Here is a 19,724-nt window from a genome sequence, read left to right on the forward strand (position 1 = left end):
AGAAGTGAAACGCCTTAGCGCCGATGGTAGTGTGGGGTCTCCCCATGTGAGAGTAGGTCATCGCCAAGCTTTTATACGGAACCCCGGTCACGATGTGATCGGGGTTTTTTCGTTTTATCTCCAATCGCAGCGTCTACAGATCAATACCTTGTCATCTCTTGCTAATATTGATTAGATATTGTGCAGTGCACAAACAATCAAACTCAATGGGCGGGCGAAGTGATGGAACTGAATCTAAATGGAAAGCGCGGTCTTGTGCTTGGGGTCGCTAACTCACACTCGATTGCATATGGTTGTGCTCAAGTAGTGGCTTCACTCGGGGCTGAGCTATGTCTAACCTTCCTTAATGACAAAGCGAAATCCTATGTCAGCCCTCTTGCTGAGGAGCTCGGTGCGACGTTATTTCTCCCTTGTGATGTGTCGGTTGAGGGTGAGCTAGAAGCCGTCTTTGAAGCCGTTGAAGATCAATGGGGGGCACTAGACTTTGTTATTCATTCCATTGCTTGGTCGCCGCTCGATGAGCTTCATGGGCGTTTAGTCGATACGACCCGCAAAGGCTTCTGTGACGCGATGGACATCTCTTGCCACTCCTTTATTCGTGCTGCAAAACTTGCTGAACCGCTACTTGAAGCTGCAGGCGGTGGTACATTATTGACGATGAGTTATTACGGCTCAGAGAAGGTCGTACCCCACTATGACATGATGGGACCGATAAAGGCGGCGTTAGAAGCCTCTGTACGATATTTAGCCGCAGAGCTTGGCGAGAAAAAAATACGTGTACATTCGATCTCGCCTGGTCCTATGCCCACCCGGGCTGCGTCAGGCTTGTCGGAGTTTGATCTGTTGATGAAGGATGCGATTCAACATGCACCGCTTCACCAGCTTGCCACGCCTGAGGACATCGGTCGTATGGCGGCTTTTCTGGTCAGTGATTGGGCGAAGAGTCAAACTGGCAGCAACACCTATGTGGATGCCGGTCATCACATCATGGCCTGATCAGCCAGCGAGCCAGGTAAACCACTCTGGATGATTCTGCCAAAGTAACCGAATGGACATGATAAGAGATATCGTGACCAGTAAAGGGCGTACCAGAGCGACGCCCTTTAACATCACCAATCTTGAGCCGAGCATACCGCCTGCAAATTGCCCGACCGCCATGACCAAACCAATGGTCCAGATAACGTGACCACCAAGCGCAAAGAACAGTAGCGAAGCAAAGTTGGAAGTGAAGTTAAGAAGCTTCGTATGAGCGGTTGCTTTCGCCATGCCAAAGCCCAGTAAAGACACGAAAGCAATGGCGAAGAATGAACCTGTGCCTGGGCCGAAAAAGCCATCGTAAAAGCCAATTAAGGTACCAAAGACAAAGGAGAAGGTGGGTAGGGTGATGCGCTGGTGTGTGTCTTCATCCTGTAGTCTTGGTGAAAACAAAAAGTAGATGGCAAAGCCTGCTAATAAAAGTGGCAGCACTTTGTTTAACACGGAGGCATCGATAAATTGTACCCCGATGGTCCCGATCGCAGATCCGACGAACGTGCAGACGATGGCCAATTTCATTTGGCTTAAATCGATCATGCCGCGTTTGATGAAATAGCTGACTGCAGCAAACGAGCCGAAACTGCTTTGCAGTTTGTTCGTGGCTAATGCGGAAGCTGGCGGCATTCCTGTCGCTAATAGAGCAGGGATTGAGATCAGACCACCTCCTCCTGCTATGGAGTCGACTGTGCCCGCACACAAACCAACCAGCGCCAAAACCAGAAGCGTCGCTAAATCGATGTCCATGCTCATCCCTTAGAATAAAATCCGATCCTATCAGTTTGCACTAGAGGCAGGTAGAACTAAAAAGGCAACGAAGGGTTGCGCGCAAACCAGGTGTCTAATTGCTTTAGATACATGGCCGCGGCAAGCCCATCGCCTTGGCCGAATCCGCAGCCAAGTTTTGCTAATGCATTCGCTTGGGATAATGACTGGATCTTGTGTGCGACACTGGCCGTACACAAAGGATTACTGATGGTCAGCAGTGCGCTTATCATCGAGGGGCGACCGTCAGAACAGGCGAGTTCGTCTTTAAATGAATCGATATCCAACGACAGAAATGATGTCGGTAACGCGCTTAATTGCTGGAGATGAGTGGCTACGCCCAGTGGGCCCATGGCTAAATCTGCGCCTGTGCTAATCAATTGGTGGGAAAGCTCCAACATCTCGTTGGAGGTATCAAGGGTGGCCTCTATCGGGAGCTGTAGGATCAATTCAGAGGCGCTTAGTTGATGTTCTTGTATCAGGTTGTGTATCAGGTTAACCATATCATTGGCATAGAGTTGGGTTAAACTGATCGGCACTACCACTGCCTGCAGGACTGAGTTGTGTGACCGAACCTCTTGGAAGGCTTGTATGCTTAAACGCAGCATCCAGTCGGATAGATCGGCAATAAGGCGCTCGTTGGCTCAAAGGGAGAGTAAATTAAGAAGGTCATCATTGGAGAGTTTTGGGTGTGCCTCCCACACCAGTCCACTTTCAAAGGCGTAAGATGTCCGGCTTTGAAGGTCAATGATGGGTTGGAATGTCAGTTTGAGTTGCCCATCGTAGAAGGCTTGGGTCAGCGCTTGAAAGCGAGACAAGTCGGCCGAATCCCCGTGCCGTAGACAGGCGGTTTTAGCGCAAGAGTGGGCGTGTATGAGTACTTTGTCAGGTTCATGTTCTACGAGCCATTGCTTAGCGTTGCTTAAGGGCAGGTCAGCGGTGTGCGTGCTGACATAGTAATGAAGAGGAAGCTCACTGTCGTTGATCAACAGCGGTACATTCAAGATCGAATCAATGCGCCGTTTAATCACAATTTCAGGTGGACCTACCAGCACAAAAGAATCGCCCCAAACCCGTGCAATGACGCAATATTCCTCAAAGTAATTACGAAGACGCTCAGCCAAGGTCGTCAGCACTTTATCAGCTACCTCAGTGCCTAAGGCGGCATTGATGGCTCTGAACTGAGCAATATTGATCTGAGCAATGTTCTCTTGATCGCCAGTGCGCTGTAAGTGTTGGATTAACCCTCGCTCATTGGCCAATTCGGTCAGTGGGTCTTGATTGAGTTCTGTCTGCAGTTGATGAATGGTATGCACGTCTGATTCAAAGCGTAAAATCGCACACAGGACATGTTCGATCAGTTGTTGATGCCGATCCTTAGGACACCCGGCGCCTTTAACAACCCACAAACAGTCTGCATCATTATGGGCCTGATAAAAGATGGAAAGGCCCCCTTCAAACACGGGGGTATTGTCGTGCAAGGCCATATGACAGAGGTTCTTTAAAGAGAGGTCGGTAAGCGAGCTTAATCGACGGCCAAGGTTTGGGTAGTAGCGCTGTGTCGCAAAGGTGCATACGGGTTGATCGGCGTCTCGATGACGTTCAAGAAGCATCATTTCGGGCGTGTCTAAACCCAGACCTGCCGCGACTTGTTTTAGGATAGCCTCCCGAAAATGCTCAATACTTTCCTCTTTCAAAAAAGTATCAAAGACGGCAAGTGTTTGCTCCATACCCTGACCAAGGAGTCGGCGAGTGCGTTTAGTGTGAAAAAAGTGGCAGCCACGCCCTAAGATCAACAACCATTGGTTGTCACTGACGTTCGGATAGCAATGATGATCATCAATGGCGTTCTCAAGTAGCCATTCAGCCATGGGGGTATTAGAGGGCTTTTCGCTGAGCAAGATAAAGCGCGATTGGTATCGGGAGGCGTCTTCACGAAGGGCGCGTATTGCATGATCATCATGTATTAGGGATTGATGCACGAGCACCGTTGAGTAGGCGTGATCAAAGGATAGGCGGACGGCATGCTCGATTGTGTTGGCTTGATCGATCTCAAATGGACGGTCCATCCAAGTGAATTGCCGGGTAAGCTGCGTTAAATGCGTATGGAGTGTTTCGGGTAAGCCGACCATCAAGACTCGCCACGGAGAGAGCGGCGTGTGATCAAGGTGGGGCATTAAGGAGTCGGATAAAAAGGCGTGCATAATGACACTCTCAACACGTTAACGTTCATTAACTATAGTTGAGAGTGTCGTAAAAGCGAGACGCTTATGCGGCGCGAATCACCTTGCCGTGGTTCTCGCCTTCGATCAGCTTGGCATGAAGTGCGCGAATAGCGGTCTCGTAGTCCGCTTCATCGACGATGCACTGGATTTCGACTTGGCGAACCGATTGATGCAGGGCGATGACGTTGATGTCGGCTTCAGACAAAGCCGATACCGCACGTGCTAAGATGCCTTTCACCTTCATGTCGGAGCCGATGGCAGACACGATCGACAAGTTGTGCAACTCAACCAATGCCGTGTCGTACATCTCTTGGATCAGGCGTACAGCACGGTTGATCATTTTACGATTACCGGTCACGTAGTACGTGATGGTGTTCGCATCGGCGTCTTTGTTGACTGTGTACAGTTTGAGCTGGTTCAGCAGACGCGAAATCTCGATGTCGTATTCAAGTGAACCAAGCATCTCTTGGTCGAACACCTCGATACCAACCACATCTTTACGGCCAGCGATGATTTCAACGCATGGGCGTGCATTTTTGTAGTCGGTTGTGATCAGTGTGCCTTCATGCTCTGGCTCGAACGCATTTTTGATACGCAGTGGAATGTTCTGCTGACGCAGACCACGCGCGGCTTTCGGGTGGATCGCTTCCATTCCCAGGTTTGAAAGCTGGTCCGCCACATCGTAATTCGTACGGCCGATTGGCAATACCGCTTCTGAGCCGACCAAGCTTGGATCTGCGCTGCTTAGATGAAACTCTTTATGGATGATCGCTTCACGCGCATCCAAGAAGGTCGCTACTTTCGAGAAGGTCATCTCGCTGTAACCGCGATCGAACGTCTTCATCAGGCCTTCTTTGCAGTGCGTGTAACCCGTTACGATCAGCATCTCTTGAGACGGATTCGTTGTCTCAAGGTGTTTTCTGATCATCTCGTCAAAGTCCAGAGGCTCCGGCTCGTTCCAGCCGCTTAGGTCAACTAAGCGCGCATTGATGTCATGCTGTTGCAGCATCAGCACGGTGTTGAACGCACTGTGCGCCTCGCCCAAAGAAGCGAGCATTTCACGTACGCGCAGCAGCTGGCTTTTCACCTGGAAGTGGCCATGAGTACACAGCTTTTGCAGGTTTTCCATGCACAGCTCAGCGTCACTTAAGCGCTCAGAAATGAAGTGGTTGGCACGTTGCAGTGCTTCACCGGTAAACATTTGATGGTTAATCGCGATCATGTGCTGGCGAACAACGCTTAGGTGCTCGAGCCATGCTGATTCGTTTTCCGCTTCGGCAAATGCGCTGTAAACGCCCGCATCGCCAGTTTTCTTGTGTTCCAGCAGTAAGTTGGTAATGCCGCCGTATGCAGAAACAACAAAAACGCGGTTGTATAACTCGCCAGTTTGCGAGGCGTTCATAAAGATGTTTTGACGAACTTCGTCAAAGCGGCTCATCGAAGTGCCGCCGATTTTTTCTACAGTGGGGTTCATAGTGGTGTTTTGCTGTTTTGTAATAGTAGTGGTGCTCATTATATAACCTAAATCACCTCAATGGAGTCCCGAAATGCAATAAATTCGGGGCATTGAGGCTGATTGAAAGAGTCCCCTTTTACTGATTATGCAGACACCGCTTCGGCTTCAAGAGGGTATACGCCGTTCTCGTCATGTGTTTCAGTGCCGTTCAATGGTGGGTTAAACACGCAGGCCATCTTCATCTCGGTTTTCCCGCGTAAAAGATGCTCATCGTGCTTATCGAGGATGTAGAGAGTGCCAGGCTCAATTGGGTAGACCTTGCCATCCGCCAGCGTTTCGATTTCACCTTCACCTGAGATGCAGTACACCGACTCTAGGTGGTTTTGATACCAGATGTGGGTTTCGGTATCGGCATAGATGGTGGTGATGTGGAACGAGAACCCCATGTTGTCCTCTTTTAAGAGCATGCGAGTGCTCTCCCAGTTTTCTGCCGTCACGCGGCGTTGGCTGTTTTCGGCATCTTTTAGTGTGCGTACGATCATTGAATCACTCCTGTTAAAATAAAGGGTTAGCAGCGGTTGAGAGGCTTACGACGCTTTTTTAATGGCATCGTTGTCGTTGAGCGCGTTTTTAAACGCGGTGTCTAAACGACGTAAACCGTCTTCGAGCTGGTCTTGAGTGATGGTCAATGGGCAGAAACACTTAACCACTTGGTCGTGGTTACCGCATGTTTCAATGATTAAGCCTGCTTGGAACGCTTCTTTGACAACATCAGCGGCGATGTCACCGTTCGGGCATACAATGCCCGCCATCATACCGCGGCCACGTACCGTTAATGATTCTGGGCCGTAGCGGCGGCAGATTTGTTGCAGGCGGTTGTGCAAAATAGCCGATTTTTCTTTAATCTCTTCACTGAAAGCATTGTCTTTCCAGTAAGCATCAATCGTGGTTGCTGCGGTAATGAAGGCGTGATTATTACCGCGGAATGTGCCGTTATGCTCGCCTGGCTTCCACTGATCCAACTCGCGTTTGAATACCGTTAGTGCCAGCGGAAGGCCATAACCGCTTAGGGATTTAGACAAGGTAACGATGTCGGGTTTGATGCCGGCCTCTTCAAAGCTGAAGAAATCGCCACTTCGACCACAACCGGCTTGAATGTCATCCACGATCATCAGCATATCGTGCTCATCGCACAGTTTGCGCAGACCCTTCAGCCACTTTGTAGACGCAACGTTTAATCCGCCTTCGCCTTGAATGGTTTCAAGAATGACAGCGGCGGGTTTATCGATGCCGCTACTTGGATCACGCAGCATTTTATCGATCATTTTTAACGTATCGATGTCTTGGCCGTGATAGCCGTCAAACGGCATTCGATCAACGTGGTTTAGGCTGTGGCCAGCCGCTCCGCGGTGATGTTGGTTCGCTGTGCAGCTCAATGCACCCGCGGTCACTCCATGAAAACCATTCGTGAAAGCGATGATGTTTTCGCGACCTTTGACTTTACGGGCGAGCTTTAAAGCTGCCTCTACACAGTTGGCACCGGTAGGTCCGGTAAACTGCAGCACGTAATCGTTAAGGCCGCGAGGTTTAAGGATGTAATCTTGGAAGTGCTCGATGAACTGCTCTTTAGCGACGGAATGCATATCTAAGCCATGGGTAATGCCATCGGCTTCGATGTAATCAATTAACGTCTTTTTCATTACGGGGTTGTTGTGCCCGTAATTCAGAGAGCCCGCACCGGATAAGAAGTCTAAATATTCTTTTCCATCACTGAAGAGGGTAGCGCCTTTGGCTTGATCAAAAACGACAGGGAATGAACGGCAATAACCACGAACTTCAGACTCATATTGTGTAAATGTATTCATTTGTGTACCTAAATAAAATAGTTAAAAATCGGACCAATAAAGGACAAGCGTGACGGTTTTATAATGAACCTCTGTATAAAACTTCACTGTCATGTTGTCCGTTGAAGTGCTGTTGATGGTCAAACAGCGTTGTGCGCGAGACAGCCATACCACGTGCTTTAAAGAAGCGCTCAAACAATGACTCTGAGGCGATATTGCCGGGTGAGATCGTTGTCTCTAATGCTCGGCATTCGCTTCGGTCAAACAGTGAGTTAAGCAAGGTGGAGGCGAGTCCCTGACCGCGTACTTCGGGGTGAAGCGCGACTTGCCAAACGAATAAGGTGTCTGGCTGATTCGGTGGGGTGTAGCCTGTGATTGAGCCGATCAGCTCTCCTTTCGAGTTCTCGGCGACCAGTGCTGTTCTCGCAAAGTGGTGACATTGCAAAAGGTTGCAATACACCGAATTCGTATCAAGGGGCGGGCATTGGCTGATCAAATAATTCAAGGCCATGCCGTCTTCTGGGTTGGGGTGTCTGATCTTAATCGACGACTCCATCATGGATAAATGTTTCCGTTTGTTAATATTTAGCATTTCTAATTATTTATATTGTAAAACATATCATTTTGCAGATTTCAACCGTGTGAAATCGGAGACAGCGCCGATTAAAAGTCGATTTTAAGGCTGGAGGGTGCGCCATTAGGGGGCGTTGGTGTGTAAAAATGCACCAAAGAATATTAGACAATGAAAGTATTTTTCTGGAAGTCGCGTATAATCAGCGACACCCTTAATTAAATAGTCGAGTAGGAGAGAGTGAGGCTGTAATGGAAAGAAGTCTTCAGGCGCTGGTCGTGTTACGCCAAATCATCAGAGCAACAGAAATTCATGAAAAGAACATCAGTCGTTCTACCGGATTAACGCTGCCGCAATTGATGGTACTTCAGACGCTTCGTGAGTCCTCTCCTATGACCTCCGGCGAGTTGGCTCGTCGTTTAAATGTGGCGCAAGCTACGGTCACCAGTATCCTTGACCGCTTAGAAAAGAAGATGCTGATTAGTCGTGAACGAGGCAAAGAAGATAAGCGTAAAATGTGGGTTCATCTTACCGATGAAGGCACGCATTTACTGGTCAGCTCGCCAACTACGTTACAAGATCGCTTTACTCAAGAGTTTGATGATATGCGCGACTGGGAGCAGTCCATGATGCTGGCCTCGTTGGAGCGCATAGCCCACCTATTGCAAGCCGATCATTTGGATGCGGCGCCTGTTTTAAACATCGGTCGATTGGATCGAGCCGAATCTCATCAAGAATAATTCTAATTTCTTGACTTTAATCAATATTGGTCAATCCTTAGTTCTACGACTTTGATCTGATCATACGTTTGTTTTCACCTTTCCTTGGCTGAGAGTAAGTGATTGGTTGTGTGGAAAAAAGATGGTCAGAATGGTTGCGGTGTCATAATTTTTGGGCATACTCAGAGCATACGCTTAGGAAAGTGTGCGAAAGGACGAGTTGATATTCAGCTCAAATACAGGCTAAGGGTGCCTGAACATGGAAAGTGAACACTCAGTAAATGTTTATTTACGGTTGGGTCTTTCCATAAAACCCTACTGTTAGTGTTGTTTACTCTGCTGGTTGTTCACTAGATCATGCTTTGATGCATGTGTTCCTGTCTGGCTTCTTAGTGCAAAGTCCCCGACACTGCTGATCAAAAGGTCAGGGCTTGGGTAGTACGCCTTGGATCTGTAGTTTTAACTGCGATGTAAGGCTGCTGCGATCATCGATAACATTGAAGTACGAAGGGATTGCTATGCAGGTGGGAGCTTTTGGTTTCCCAGAACAGCAGCGTTCTAAGATTGAAAAAATCGTAAAACTGTCGCGTAAGCACCAGTACCAGCTGGTTACGTTTGATGGTGAACACTGGCCTGAACTGATTCTTGTGTTTGGGGAGCAAGCGCTCACGCAGCCGCCGCTCGACCAACTACCTAATCACCTACACGAGCGTGTAGTGATTGTTTCACGTAATCGCCCAGAGCTTACGCAGTATTTGCATGTGGGCTATCCGCTGATCTCTTCCCGTGTTGTCCGTACCTTGGATCAACTGGCTGATAAACCGCTTGAATCCGAATCTGTTGACGCGTCGGCGGATGCAGTCACGGCCACCGCTGTGTCTGAACCGAATTCAGAGGTGATGAGCGAAGCAAAAGACACGCCTGACGCCCCAATAACTGAGGCCCCTGACGTTGCGGAGTCTAATATCGCAGTGTCCGAGCCGGTTCTGGTCTCTGAATCACTTGAGGCGCCAGTCGAGTCTCCAGTAGAGGTAGCCGCTGAAACGCATGTGGATGCGGGGTCTGAAGTTGCTTCTGACGATACATCTACGGTAGTGGAGCCTGCGTTGTCCGTTACTGAGTCGCCTCCTGTTGAAGCACCAGAGGCACTTGAGACAAACACCTTCACGCCAGAGTCCAGTGAGGCACCTGAAACTGCAGCCGCTTCAGACGACTCTGCATCTGATGCTGTCGCTGAGCAAGATGAGCCTTCTGGCAACGAACTAACGGTCTTGGTTGTGGATGACAGTGCTCCGATGCGAAAAGCACTGGCGAATGAATTAGAAGGTTTGCCGATCGATATGAGCATCGAGTTTGCCGAGAACGGTGAACTGGCGCTCGAGATGGCAAGTGGCGGTAACTATGATCTGATCTTCTTGGACATCATGATGCCTGGCATTGACGGGTTTGAAACCTGTACAGAGCTTCGCAAAATGGCCCATGTTAAGAAGACGCCGATCATTATGTTGTCGTCTAAAACATCTCCTTTGGATGAAGTAAAAGGCATCATGGCAGGGTGTTCTACCTACCTGACAAAGCCGATTGTGCCAGAGGAGTTTAAAAAAGTGATGTTACGGGTAACCAAATGGATTACTGAATACCGTCCTGAGCGTATGGCCGCTATGGCTAAGCTGAGAACCTCGGTATCCAGTTAATTGATGCCCAAAATTCTTAATGAGTAAGATTGATTTATGAGTACGAAAACGATTCTGGTTGTAGAAGATGATCCGGCACAGCAGGCTCACATTCGTGAAGTATTAGCGAAAGTTGATGCCAACGTTGTGGTGGTGGATAACGGTAAGGAAGGCTTTGAAAAAGCGGTAGAACTCAAGCCTGACCTGATCTTTATGGATATTGTGATGCCAGAAGTCGATGGCTTTGCTGCGTGCCGTCAAATCACGCGCCATGAGGAGACGAAAGATATCCCTGTGGTGATCGTGTCTGGTAAGCACCAAGAAGCCGACCGTGTTTGGGCAAAACTGCAAGGCGCAACGGCCGTGGTCGGAAAGCCGTATCAAGACGAAGAGCTGCTTGAGCACGTGCGAGGGCTTGGCTAATGAGTCTGACGGAGGTATCTGATCTGCAACCGATTCCGGAAAGCGGGGATGACGCCTCCGGAACACTTCGACACGGCATACAAATTGGTTCAATAAACTGGCTGATCCCACAAGGGATGCGCAGTGAATTGATCCCGGTGCCGTCGTCGATCTCGTCACTCCCAGGAGCGGCGCCGTGGTTTCTAGGATTGATCAATCACCGAGGTGAAGTTGTACCGGTGTACCACATAGCTGCATGGCTAAGTCACGATCAATCCTCCCTAGTGACACCTAAATGGATTTTGTTGTTGGATAAACACCCCAACACGGTCGGTATCCTAACCGATTACTACCCCGCAGCACTGCATCCCACCGATGCTGTGGAGACTCCGCAAGGATTGCCGGACGCATTGTCACAATCGATCACCCAAACCTACCAGATTGGGGACGCAAAATGGTTGTCAGTGGATGTCGTCAACCTATTTAGCACGCTTAAAAACACCATGATCAATTAGTAATGCCCAAGATGTGATGAGTCACACTGTTTGGTGGGTATGTGATATGCGGTGCAAAGCACCAGAGGACTGTGTATGAAGCTGATTTCGGTTTTCCAGAACCTGAAACTGTCTCAAAAGTTTATGTTGGCGGTGTCCTTGCTTTTGGCAGGGGTGCTCTTCTTGGGCGTTTCTTATTACCAAACGCTCTCACTTGAGCATTTGGCGCAAAAACGTAACAACGAACTGCAAGCGTTCACCGATAAAATCGATGAAATCAACGTGACCGTACTGGACAGTAAGCTGCTGCAGCAGTCGTTCTTTCTGGATCGCAATCTGCAAATCTTGACGCAGTTTGAAGATAAAATGGCGGAGCTCAGCGACACCATCGATGAGCTGGACCCATACCTTGAGAACGAAAAAGAGCGTCAAGTAGTTGCCAGCTTCTACGACATCATCGATACCTATCAAGAGCAGTTCTATGAGTCGGTTAACCTGGCCATCGACTTTGGTTTGGATATCTCAGAAGGTTTGCAATCCGAGTACATTGGCTCGTTGCAAACGCTGGAACTTCTGATTCAGAACGCCAACATGGATACCCTATCGGAGCACATGAGTACGCTGACCGCACTGGGGTACCGTACGCTTGAAACCGACCAGCTGGAAACGATCCGTAAGAGCATCAACGCTGAGATCGAAGCGATGCAGCGTATCACGAATACCTCTCCGTTTGAGGACGATGTTCTTAAGCAGGAGATCCTAAAAGACTTGATCGATGTCGCGACCATGACCGGTGCGGTTATCCGCTCGCGTTTGCTGCAAAACTCGGTCAGTTACCAGATTTCCGATACGGTGGCGGCCATTGACCCGCAGATCACCAACCTGAACAGCCTGGTCAGTGAGTCACGTGCCGTCTCTGAGCTGCAGCGTAAGGCAGACGCGAAAAGTATGAACTCGCTGTTCTTGCTGTCGATGTTCATGATGTTTGTGGCGTTGATCTTTGCATCCTTCATTCTGCAACAGGGTGTTGTAAACCCGGTTCGTAAAATCCAGAACGCGATCGAGCGCATTCGTACCGGCGATAACAAGGCGCGAAGCGAGTTGGAGCAGCAAGATGAGATCGGTCAGCTGTCTCAAACACTGGATCAGTTGATGGATGAGAAAGAGAAGTCCCTCGAAGAGAAAGAAGCTGAAAACGCCCGTCTGAACAGCTCGGTAATCTCTTTGATCCAAAACGTATTCATGCTCAGTGAGAAAGACCTGACGGTTCGTGTACCGGTATCGGAGGACATCACTGGTGCGGTTGCCGACTCCATCAACCAGTTGGCGGCATCGATGAACGAGGTACTCCACGAGGTAACCGACTTTGCGGACCAGGTAACCAGTGCATCCACGCAGGTAAAAGCTCAGTCCGGTACGGTAATTACCTACGCGGAACGTGAGCAGGAAGAGATCAACCAAACCCTGAAAGGTTTGGAGTCGGTGGTAAAAGCGATGCAGGTGATTGCGAAGCTTGCGTACTTGTCGAGTAAGTCTTCTCAGCGTGCGATCGAGACATCGGAAGCGGCGATGTCGTCGGTGAACGATACGGTAGCGAGTATTAACAAGATCCACCAAACGATCCACAACGCGGAAAAACGTATCAAACGTCTGGGCGAACGTTCGCAAGAGATCGGCGGTATCATCAACTTGATCAACAGTATCTCGGAACGTACACACGTACTGTCGTTGAATGCGAGTATGCACGCCTCCTCAGCAGGTGAAGCGGGTCGTGGTTTGATGGTGGTCGTAGATGAGGTACAACGATTGGCTGAGAGTTCGCGTGAGGCAACCGCTGAGATCGAGGGCTTGATCAGTAACATTCAGGCCGATACGGCCGATACCATCGAAGTAATCAACCAAGTAATTACCGACGTTGTTGAGGGTACGCGTCTTGCCGAGCAGGCCGGTGCCCGTATGGAAGAGACCAAAGAGACAACGGAATCCCTGGTAGATTCGGTCGTACGTATCTCGCAAAGTGCGGTGAAACAAGCACGACTGACCGAACAGCTGCAGCAACGTGCTGCACGCATTAACGATACAACAGCCGCAACCAACGAAGAGATGACCCGTCAGGAAGAGCTCTCGAACCAGTTGGTAGCATCGGTTGAGTCACTCAAAACAGCGGTCAGTGGTTTCCGCTTGGCAGACCGAACCACTCAGGGTTGATATAGGGAGAGTTTCCGATGCAGGCGTTGATGGCCGCCCTTACTGCACACCGAAATGCGCTGTTAAACGGTGCAGAGATGGCTCGCGATGCTCAGTCCTGGCAAGATTTCTTGCCAGAGCAAGCCGAAACATGGGAAAGCACGTTAGACCAAGCGTCAGAGCAAGGTTTTCAAGGTGTTGCTGATGCACTTGGCTTGATTTACGAGCAAGCGATCCAGGCGGCAGAAGCGTTTGATCAGCCCGAGCAGCAAGCTTGGGCCACACGGCAGCTCGCCACCTCCCTCGAACTTCTGGCCTTGGTGTTGGAAGGCGAGAGTTTGGCGGTGGACAGTGTGCTCGAGATCTTAAGTGAAGAACGTTGGCCTGAGCCGCTGTCACTGGAAGATCTTGAGTTCTTGATCGAGATTCTCCACCAAGATATCTATCGAATCCGAAACGCCTTAGCCGAAGAGGAACTGATCTGGAACGATGACTACGACGGTCGTCTGGAGAAGTCCGAAGATTCAGCGAAGGACACGCCTGATTTCTGTGTGGTTGATCTATCAGATCTTGACGATGAGAACGTAACGGTCGATCAGAACGTTCTCGGCATGTTGAGTCAGTCCATTCGTGAGCTGGCCACCCAGCCAGTGGGTGAAAATGACTACCCGTACCTGAATTGGGTGAAAGAGATCGCGCCTGTGTTGCGTGCGGTTGACTCCGTTCATTTGTACGGTGCTAAGCGCCTGTTAGAAGGCTTATTGGCGAACATCCGCTTAATCCCATCATCGGATAACACCTGGCCGATCCAAGCCTTGATCACCATGGCGGCTTACTTAGATGCGCTGTCAGTGGGTGAGGCCGACGAGTCCCTGAACGAAACCTTGTTGATGCTCTTTGGCAACCCGGAATTGCCAGTGGTGATGACCGATCAGCAGCGCGATTACATCCGCCAGTTGATGACCATCGCGAGTGTCCGTTCAGCGGCTGAGCTTGAGCCTGAGGTGGTCAGCGAAGAACACTTGGTGATGCCGGCCCTAGGCGAAGTCGAAGGCGGTTTGCAGGGTATGTTGGCGGAAGAGTTACCGTCACTGGCTGATGCTTTGTTGGCCTCTTTGCAACGTGCTGACCGAGAGCAATCCATCCCATCGCTGGTGGATGCACAACGACACGCGCATACCCTAAAAGGGTTGGGGAACATGGCGGGCTTATCCGCTTTGGCAAACCTAACTCACCGAATGGAAGACGTGCTGGAAATGCTCTGTGATGATCAGGTGTTGCCAGGCACGTCGTTGAAAAACGCACTGATGGACAGTGCGGATGCTTTAGCACAGCTGATTGATGCCTTCCTGGACGACATGGTCGATGCGGAATTGGTCCGCACCGCACTGCAGACCATGATGGATTGGTACTACCGCTTAAAAGCCGACGGTGTGGCCGAAGGCGCAACCCTGTACGTGGCACCACACGCAACGCCGCTGACGGCGGCTGAAGGCGATGCACCTTCTACAACGCCAGAATCGGTAATGGCGTCAACACCGGTGGCCGAGCCGACCGAAGCGCCTGAGTCATCGTCTGAGCCTGTACCAGCGGCACCTGCAAAAGCCAGCCCAGCCCCGGCGGAAGAATCTGCTACGAAGACCGAACCTTTTGCCAATACGGCCGCGGCGGAGTCCTCAGAGGAAGCCCAGTTTAGGGTGTCCCGTACGCTGGTTGATGATCTGTTCCGTTTGGCCGGTGAAAACACCGCGATGAGCTCGCAGTTCAGTGATGAGATCACAGACTTGCGCTCACTGACGCGTATCAGTCGTGACCGTCACCGTCAGTTGCAAAAGCTGTTGCTTGAACTTGAGCAACACCTAAACGATTACTACACGCTGCAACAAACGCAGTCGGGTGATTCGGACTCCAACTTTGATCCTCTGGAGATGGACCGTTATCACGAAGTACACACCAGCTTCTCGATGTTGAACGAGACGGCGGCCGACGTACGAGAAGTCGACCACCAGATGGCTGAGCGTGTACAAAAACTCAATGATCTACAGATTGCTCAAGCGGGCTTGCAGCGTGAAACACTGGATTCGGTGGTGCGTGCTCGTCAGGTCTCGGTAAACACCTTGGTACCGCGTTTTGAGCGTATCTTGCGTCAGGCATGTCGTGCCGCGGGTAAACAAGCGGAGCTGGTGGTTGAGGGTGGCGATACCCTAATCGATAGCCAGATCCTTAACCAGTTGACTGCGCCTTTGATGCACATGATCCGTAACGCGGTCGACCACGGTATCGAAACGCCTCACTTACGATTTGAGGCCGAAAAGCCAGAAACAGGCACCATCACGCTGCGTTTTGGTCAAGAACAAGACCGTATCATGGTGGAGTGTGAGGATGACGGTGACGGATTGGATCTTAAGCGAATTCGCTTGATCGCGATTCAGCGTGGTCTGATCACCGAAGATCAGGAGCTATCCGAGCACGAACTCCAGCAGTTAATCTTGCTACCAGGCTTTTCAACCCGCGAAGACACCAGCCAGTTGTCGGGTCGTGGTATCGGTATGGACGTTGTGGCGCAGGAGATTCGACGCTTACAAGGTCAGATCTTGCTGAACAGTGATCGAGGCTTTGGCACCATCATCGAACTGTCTTTGCCATCCAGTACCTTGATGATTCGTGCACTTTTGGTTCGAACCCAAAACCGCGTATTTGCACTGGCTTCAAACGGTATGGGACAAACCATCCTGTCGTTGGATGGCGAGTTGAAAGCCAATGGCGATCAGCTGGTGTTCCATCACGGACAGCACGCTTACGACGCCTATCCATTGGAGTCCTTATTGGGCGAGCCTGCGGTCGATTACCGTACCCGTTCTCTGTTCCAAGTCCTCTTGGTTGAAACCGGTCAAGGCAATCCGATTGCGGTCTTGGTGAATGAAGTTATCGCCTTGCGTGAGCTGGTGTTTAAGCGCATGGGCCCGTACGTTTCTGAAATTCCGGGTATTCCGGGTATGACCTTGCTTTCGAACGGCTCATTGGCTCCTGTGGTTGACTTGCCGCAACGGGTTGCGCATATGATGGGGCAACATGTTGATTGGTTGGCAGGCCTTGAGGAGCAACCGCGTGTGCGGCTGCCAAACATTTTGGTGGTGGATGACTCATTGAGTGCCCGTAAGTCGATGGCTACCTTGCTGAAAGATGCAGGCTTCGAAGTGGCAACGGCGATTGACGGCGTTGAGGCGATGAAGCAGGTTGAAAAGCAAGCGCCGGACCTTGTGGTGACCGACCTAGAGATGCCGCGCATGAACGGAACAGAGCTAACCTCGGCGTTGCGATCCAACAAGAGCACCGCATCTGTACCGGTCATTATGATGACGTCACGTTCTACACAAAAACACCGGGCAGAAGCTGCGGCTGTTGGGGTATCGGTTTATATGACCAAGCCTTGGAGCGAGCATGATGTACTGGATCACATAGAGCAGTTGTTGAGTTCAGTGCCACAGAGCACCACAGCGTTAGTAGTCTGATGTAAGAACGAACGACTTCGTTTCAAGGGGTGAAAAGCGTAATGTTGAAGCAATACCGAAGTCCATATCGATCCTTTATCGCACTTTTCTGTGCCACTGTCCTTTGGTTGGCAGTCCCTCAAGGGGTTCAGGCTGCTACGGCGCCTGAAATCACCAGCATGGGGGAGGCGATTAACCAAGCGGGTCGACAGCGCATGTTGACCCAGCGGATGCTGAAATATTACGCGTTAGCCGGCCAAGATGTGCGCGCTCGTCACTCGCTGGAAGCGCTCAAGGATGCCGAAGAGCTGTTTGAAAGCCAAATGACTCGCCTGAAAGCTTTTGTTGAGGATGATGGCGTTAAGCGCCAATTGACCGAAGCGGAATCACTTTGGAATAACGTGAAGCCCATCTACGCATCAGCGCCCAACCGCGAGCAGGTGATGACCTTGTATGCGAACAATGAGGCGTTATTGGCAGCTTGCCATCAGATTGTGCTCTCGCTCGAGAAGCTCTCGGGTTCCAAAACCGGCGAGCTTGTGAACATGGCTGGGCGTCAACGTATGTTATCGCAACGCATCGCGGCCTCGTATGCGCTGATGGCTTGGGGCTTTGAAAACGAGATGGCGAATAACTACGAAAAAGCCATAAGCGATATGGACAGTGCATTAAGCTACCTCTCCTCTAACCCAACGAACAGCTCGTCAGTATCGTCCTTGTTGGCTGATGCGCGTCAAAACTACAAACGCCTGACGCGAAGCTCCGAAGCGGCGACTAAATCCGTGTATGTGCCGGGCCTGATTGACCGTTCTGCCGAGAAGATCCTCGAAGATATGGACGAAGTCACAAAACTCTATGCGCAAGCACTGAAGTAAACCCGCGCTCATCGCTTTGATGCCCTCGTGCTTACATACCGCGAGGGCATCTTCATACCCTTACTCCGCAAAAGGGAACAGATCGATTCCAATACAGATGGCTAGTTGAACCACTTCGGTTGTCTCCTTACTATGGAGGGGCTGGTTTGCCCGGTTTAAAGGATGGCGAGCAAGCCTTTTGGGAGATCCGATGGTTAAACAATTTGTACGGTACTCGTTGAATACGGCTGCCCTGATGGCTGTATGTGTATCGAGCTCGGTGTGGTCCGCAACATTGAACGTGGTCGTTGAAGGTGTTGAGGGCGAATTAAAAGAGAATGTCGAAGGCTTTTTAAGCATTGAAGCGCTGAACGGCGAAGAGATTAAAAGCCTAAGCCGAGTCCGCTATTTACACCGACAAGCCGAAGACGATATCCGATCTGCCCTTGAACCCTTTGGCTATTATGAGCCGAGCATTGAGACCTTGCTGGAAGAGAAAGGGGATCAATGGGTCGCGACCTACCGAGTAACGGCTGGCACACCTGTGACCTATTCCACGGTCGATCTTGCCATTGATGGAGCGGCCAACGACGACCCTGAGTTTCAGCGTTTAATGAACACCAGCGAGATCCGCGTTGGACAAGTGGTGCTTCACTCCCAATACGATACCTTCAAAAGCCGTCTGATGTCCTTGGCCGCCGAGCGTGGCTATCACGAAGCGCAAGTGGCAAAGAGCCAAGTCCGCGTGGACCTTGAAAGCTACAGCGCCAGTGCTGATCTCAAATTTGAAAGCGGCCCCCGCTACCGTATCGGTGAGATACATTTCTCAGAAAGTCCTTTATCGGAAAACCTGCTGTATCGCTATCTGCCCTTTGAAGAGGGGGAGCCTGTTCGCACCAGTCAATTGGTGGATGTACAAACCGCGCTGCTGGACAGCGATTACTTTAAACGGGTTGAAGTTCGCCCTGCGTGGGAAAATGCGACTGACCAAGAGGTCCCCATCGAGATTCAACTGGAGCCGCAAAAGCGTACGCGCTATGAGGCAGGTTTGGGTTACGGTACCGATACCGGTGCTCGGATAAAACTGGGTGTGACTCGGCGCTGGGTGAATAGCCTTGGCCATCAGATGAGTGGTGATTTGCAGTTATCTGAGATCACCAGCTTAGCGGCCTTGGAGTACACCATACCGGGTAAAGACCCGCTGAAAGAGCGCTATGCGATCAACCTCAATTATGAGGATGAAAACTCCGATACCGTTGAGTCAGAAACCTTTGGTATTGGTGTATCGCGCCAGCGTCAGCTGCGTGAGTGGCAGCTGGTTACGGCACTCCAATACGAGGAAGAAACCTACACCCTTGATGGGGCAACGACCTCCAGCACACTCTTGTACCCCATGTTCAGCATGTCGACCGTTTCGGCCGAGAACCGGCTGAACGTGAAAAACGGCTACCGTCTAACGGCCCAGATCAAAGGCGGTAGCGATGCGCTGTTATCAGACACCAATTTTGTTCAGCTCTATGGCAATGCGAAGTGGATCCACAGCTTAACGGATCAAACACGCGTATTGGCTCGGGTTGAAGCGGGACTGACCGCGGCCGGTGATTTTGACAAGATCCCGGCATCGCATCGCTTTTACGCTGGTGGTGATTCCAGTGTGCGAGGCTACGCTTATCAAAGCCTTGGCCCAAAAGGGGATGATGGTGATGTGATCGGTGGCCCTAATCTTTTAGTCGCCAGTCTTGAAGCGGATTATCGATTTACAGGCTCTGACTGGGGCGTTGCGGCCTTTATTGATGCGGGTAATGCGTATGAGGATGCATCGATCAATCTAAAAACCGGCGTTGGTGTCGGCGTACGTTGGTTCTCGCCCATTGGACCTGTGCGATTGGATTTAGCGGTACCGCAATCCGATGACGCTGATGATGCGTTCCGCATTCACTTTACGCTGGGAGCGGATCTGTAATGACATCCCCGAATGACGCACCCTCATCTTCCAACGAGTCGAATATGA

General features: G+C 50.7%; 16 protein-coding genes and 1 rRNA gene. 10 read left to right on the forward strand and 7 right to left on the reverse strand.

Going from position 1 to position 19,724, the window contains the following annotated elements; all coding sequences use genetic code 11:
* Together rrf and fabI are read left to right on the forward strand one after the other, a co-directional pair.
* Positions 1-69: ribosomal RNA gene (gene rrf, locus ACXAF9_RS16320) — 5S ribosomal RNA — on the forward strand; the annotation flags it as partial.
* A 153-nt stretch (positions 70-222) separates the two neighbouring features.
* Complete coding sequence (fabI, locus tag ACXAF9_RS16325; protein WP_475075955.1) at positions 223-996, forward strand: enoyl-ACP reductase FabI; 774 nt, start codon at positions 223-225, stop codon at positions 994-996.
* Here fabI and ACXAF9_RS16330 read toward each other — a convergent pair whose 3' ends face one another.
* From ACXAF9_RS16330 to ectA, 7 genes are all read right to left on the reverse strand, one after another.
* A complete protein-coding gene (locus tag ACXAF9_RS16330; RefSeq protein ID WP_475075957.1) occupies positions 997-1,779 on the reverse strand; it encodes a TSUP family transporter in 783 nt (260 codons plus the stop codon).
* 56 nt (positions 1,780-1,835) lie between these two features.
* Positions 1,836-2,426 carry an EAL domain-containing protein gene (locus ACXAF9_RS16335; protein WP_475076081.1) on the reverse strand — a complete coding sequence of 197 codons (591 nt, stop codon included), beginning with the start codon at positions 2,424-2,426 and terminating at the stop codon, positions 1,836-1,838.
* 15 nt (positions 2,427-2,441) lie between these two features.
* Positions 2,442-4,001 (reverse strand): diguanylate cyclase domain-containing protein, encoded by a 1,560-nt coding sequence (locus tag ACXAF9_RS16340; protein ID WP_475075960.1) that lies wholly within the window; start codon positions 3,999-4,001, stop codon positions 2,442-2,444.
* Between the two features lie 64 nt (positions 4,002-4,065).
* The gene (locus ACXAF9_RS16345; RefSeq protein ID WP_475075963.1) at positions 4,066-5,535 is read right to left on the reverse strand and encodes an aspartate kinase; all 1,470 of its coding nucleotides are present in this window, start codon (positions 5,533-5,535) and stop codon (positions 4,066-4,068) included.
* 86 nt (positions 5,536-5,621) lie between these two features.
* Complete coding sequence (locus tag ACXAF9_RS16350; RefSeq protein WP_475075965.1) at positions 5,622-6,020, reverse strand: ectoine synthase; 399 nt, start codon at positions 6,018-6,020, stop codon at positions 5,622-5,624.
* Between the two features lie 45 nt (positions 6,021-6,065).
* Complete coding sequence (gene ectB / locus ACXAF9_RS16355) at positions 6,066-7,343, reverse strand: diaminobutyrate--2-oxoglutarate transaminase (protein ID WP_475075968.1); 1,278 nt, start codon at positions 7,341-7,343, stop codon at positions 6,066-6,068.
* Positions 7,344-7,401: 58 nt separating this feature from the next.
* Positions 7,402-7,881, reverse strand: coding sequence for a diaminobutyrate acetyltransferase (gene ectA, locus ACXAF9_RS16360; protein WP_475075970.1), 480 nt, complete (start codon positions 7,879-7,881; stop codon positions 7,402-7,404).
* 263 nt (positions 7,882-8,144) lie between these two features.
* Here ectA and ACXAF9_RS16365 point away from each other — a divergent pair, with 263 nt between their 5' ends.
* From ACXAF9_RS16365 to ACXAF9_RS16400, 8 genes are all read left to right on the forward strand, one after another.
* Positions 8,145-8,633: a MarR family winged helix-turn-helix transcriptional regulator gene (locus ACXAF9_RS16365; protein WP_475075973.1), complete on the forward strand. Its 489-nt coding sequence runs from the start codon at positions 8,145-8,147 to the stop codon at positions 8,631-8,633.
* Positions 8,634-9,130: 497 nt separating this feature from the next.
* Positions 9,131-10,306, forward strand: a complete 1,176-nt coding sequence (locus ACXAF9_RS16370; RefSeq protein ID WP_475075976.1) for a response regulator — start codon at positions 9,131-9,133, stop codon at positions 10,304-10,306.
* A 36-nt stretch (positions 10,307-10,342) separates the two neighbouring features.
* Positions 10,343-10,708 carry a response regulator gene (locus ACXAF9_RS16375; RefSeq protein ID WP_475075978.1) on the forward strand — a complete coding sequence of 122 codons (366 nt, stop codon included), beginning with the start codon at positions 10,343-10,345 and terminating at the stop codon, positions 10,706-10,708.
* Positions 10,708-11,202: a chemotaxis protein CheW gene (locus tag ACXAF9_RS16380; RefSeq protein ID WP_475075980.1), complete on the forward strand. Its 495-nt coding sequence runs from the start codon at positions 10,708-10,710 to the stop codon at positions 11,200-11,202. Before ACXAF9_RS16375 ends, ACXAF9_RS16380 begins: the two co-directional genes overlap by 1 nt.
* A gap of 75 nt (positions 11,203-11,277) precedes the next feature.
* Entirely contained in the window at positions 11,278-13,389 is a 2,112-nt protein-coding gene (locus ACXAF9_RS16385; protein ID WP_475075984.1) for a methyl-accepting chemotaxis protein, read from the forward strand.
* A gap of 17 nt (positions 13,390-13,406) precedes the next feature.
* Complete coding sequence (locus ACXAF9_RS16390; RefSeq protein ID WP_475075987.1) at positions 13,407-16,880, forward strand: hybrid sensor histidine kinase/response regulator; 3,474 nt, start codon at positions 13,407-13,409, stop codon at positions 16,878-16,880.
* A 41-nt stretch (positions 16,881-16,921) separates the two neighbouring features.
* Positions 16,922-17,734, forward strand: a complete 813-nt coding sequence (locus ACXAF9_RS16395; RefSeq protein ID WP_475075989.1) for a type IV pili methyl-accepting chemotaxis transducer N-terminal domain-containing protein — start codon at positions 16,922-16,924, stop codon at positions 17,732-17,734.
* 190 nt (positions 17,735-17,924) lie between these two features.
* Positions 17,925-19,676, forward strand: coding sequence for an autotransporter assembly complex protein TamA (locus ACXAF9_RS16400; protein ID WP_475075993.1), 1,752 nt, complete (start codon positions 17,925-17,927; stop codon positions 19,674-19,676).
* Positions 19,677-19,724 lie beyond the last annotated feature (48 nt).

The sequence above is a fragment of the Neptunomonas sp. ABH4_499 genome (assembly GCF_056160565.1).

Bases quoted from the DNA above. Each gene is read 5' to 3' on its own strand.
- ACXAF9_RS16350 (WP_475075965.1), bottom strand. From the start codon at position 6,020: ATGATCGTACGCACACTAAAAGATGCCGAAAACAGCCAACGCCGCGTG.
- fabI (WP_475075955.1), top strand. From the start codon at position 223: ATGGAACTGAATCTAAATGGAAAGCGCGGTCTTGTGCTTGGGGTCGCT.
- ACXAF9_RS16365 (WP_475075973.1), top strand. From the start codon at position 8,145: ATGGAAAGAAGTCTTCAGGCGCTGGTCGTGTTACGCCAAATCATCAGA.
- ACXAF9_RS16380 (WP_475075980.1), top strand. From the start codon at position 10,708: ATGAGTCTGACGGAGGTATCTGATCTGCAACCGATTCCGGAAAGCGGG.
- ACXAF9_RS16330 (WP_475075957.1), bottom strand. From the start codon at position 1,779: ATGGACATCGATTTAGCGACGCTTCTGGTTTTGGCGCTGGTTGGTTTG.
- ectA (WP_475075970.1), bottom strand. From the start codon at position 7,881: ATGATGGAGTCGTCGATTAAGATCAGACACCCCAACCCAGAAGACGGC.
- ACXAF9_RS16340 (WP_475075960.1), bottom strand. From the start codon at position 4,001: ATGCACGCCTTTTTATCCGACTCCTTAATGCCCCACCTTGATCACACG.
- ACXAF9_RS16370 (WP_475075976.1), top strand. From the start codon at position 9,131: ATGCAGGTGGGAGCTTTTGGTTTCCCAGAACAGCAGCGTTCTAAGATT.
- ACXAF9_RS16345 (WP_475075963.1), bottom strand. From the start codon at position 5,535: ATGAGCACCACTACTATTACAAAACAGCAAAACACCACTATGAACCCC.
- ACXAF9_RS16390 (WP_475075987.1), top strand. From the start codon at position 13,407: ATGCAGGCGTTGATGGCCGCCCTTACTGCACACCGAAATGCGCTGTTA.
- ACXAF9_RS16375 (WP_475075978.1), top strand. From the start codon at position 10,343: ATGAGTACGAAAACGATTCTGGTTGTAGAAGATGATCCGGCACAGCAG.
- ACXAF9_RS16385 (WP_475075984.1), top strand. From the start codon at position 11,278: ATGAAGCTGATTTCGGTTTTCCAGAACCTGAAACTGTCTCAAAAGTTT.
- ectB (WP_475075968.1), bottom strand. From the start codon at position 7,343: ATGAATACATTTACACAATATGAGTCTGAAGTTCGTGGTTATTGCCGT.
- ACXAF9_RS16395 (WP_475075989.1), top strand. From the start codon at position 16,922: ATGTTGAAGCAATACCGAAGTCCATATCGATCCTTTATCGCACTTTTC.
- ACXAF9_RS16400 (WP_475075993.1), top strand. From the start codon at position 17,925: ATGGTTAAACAATTTGTACGGTACTCGTTGAATACGGCTGCCCTGATG.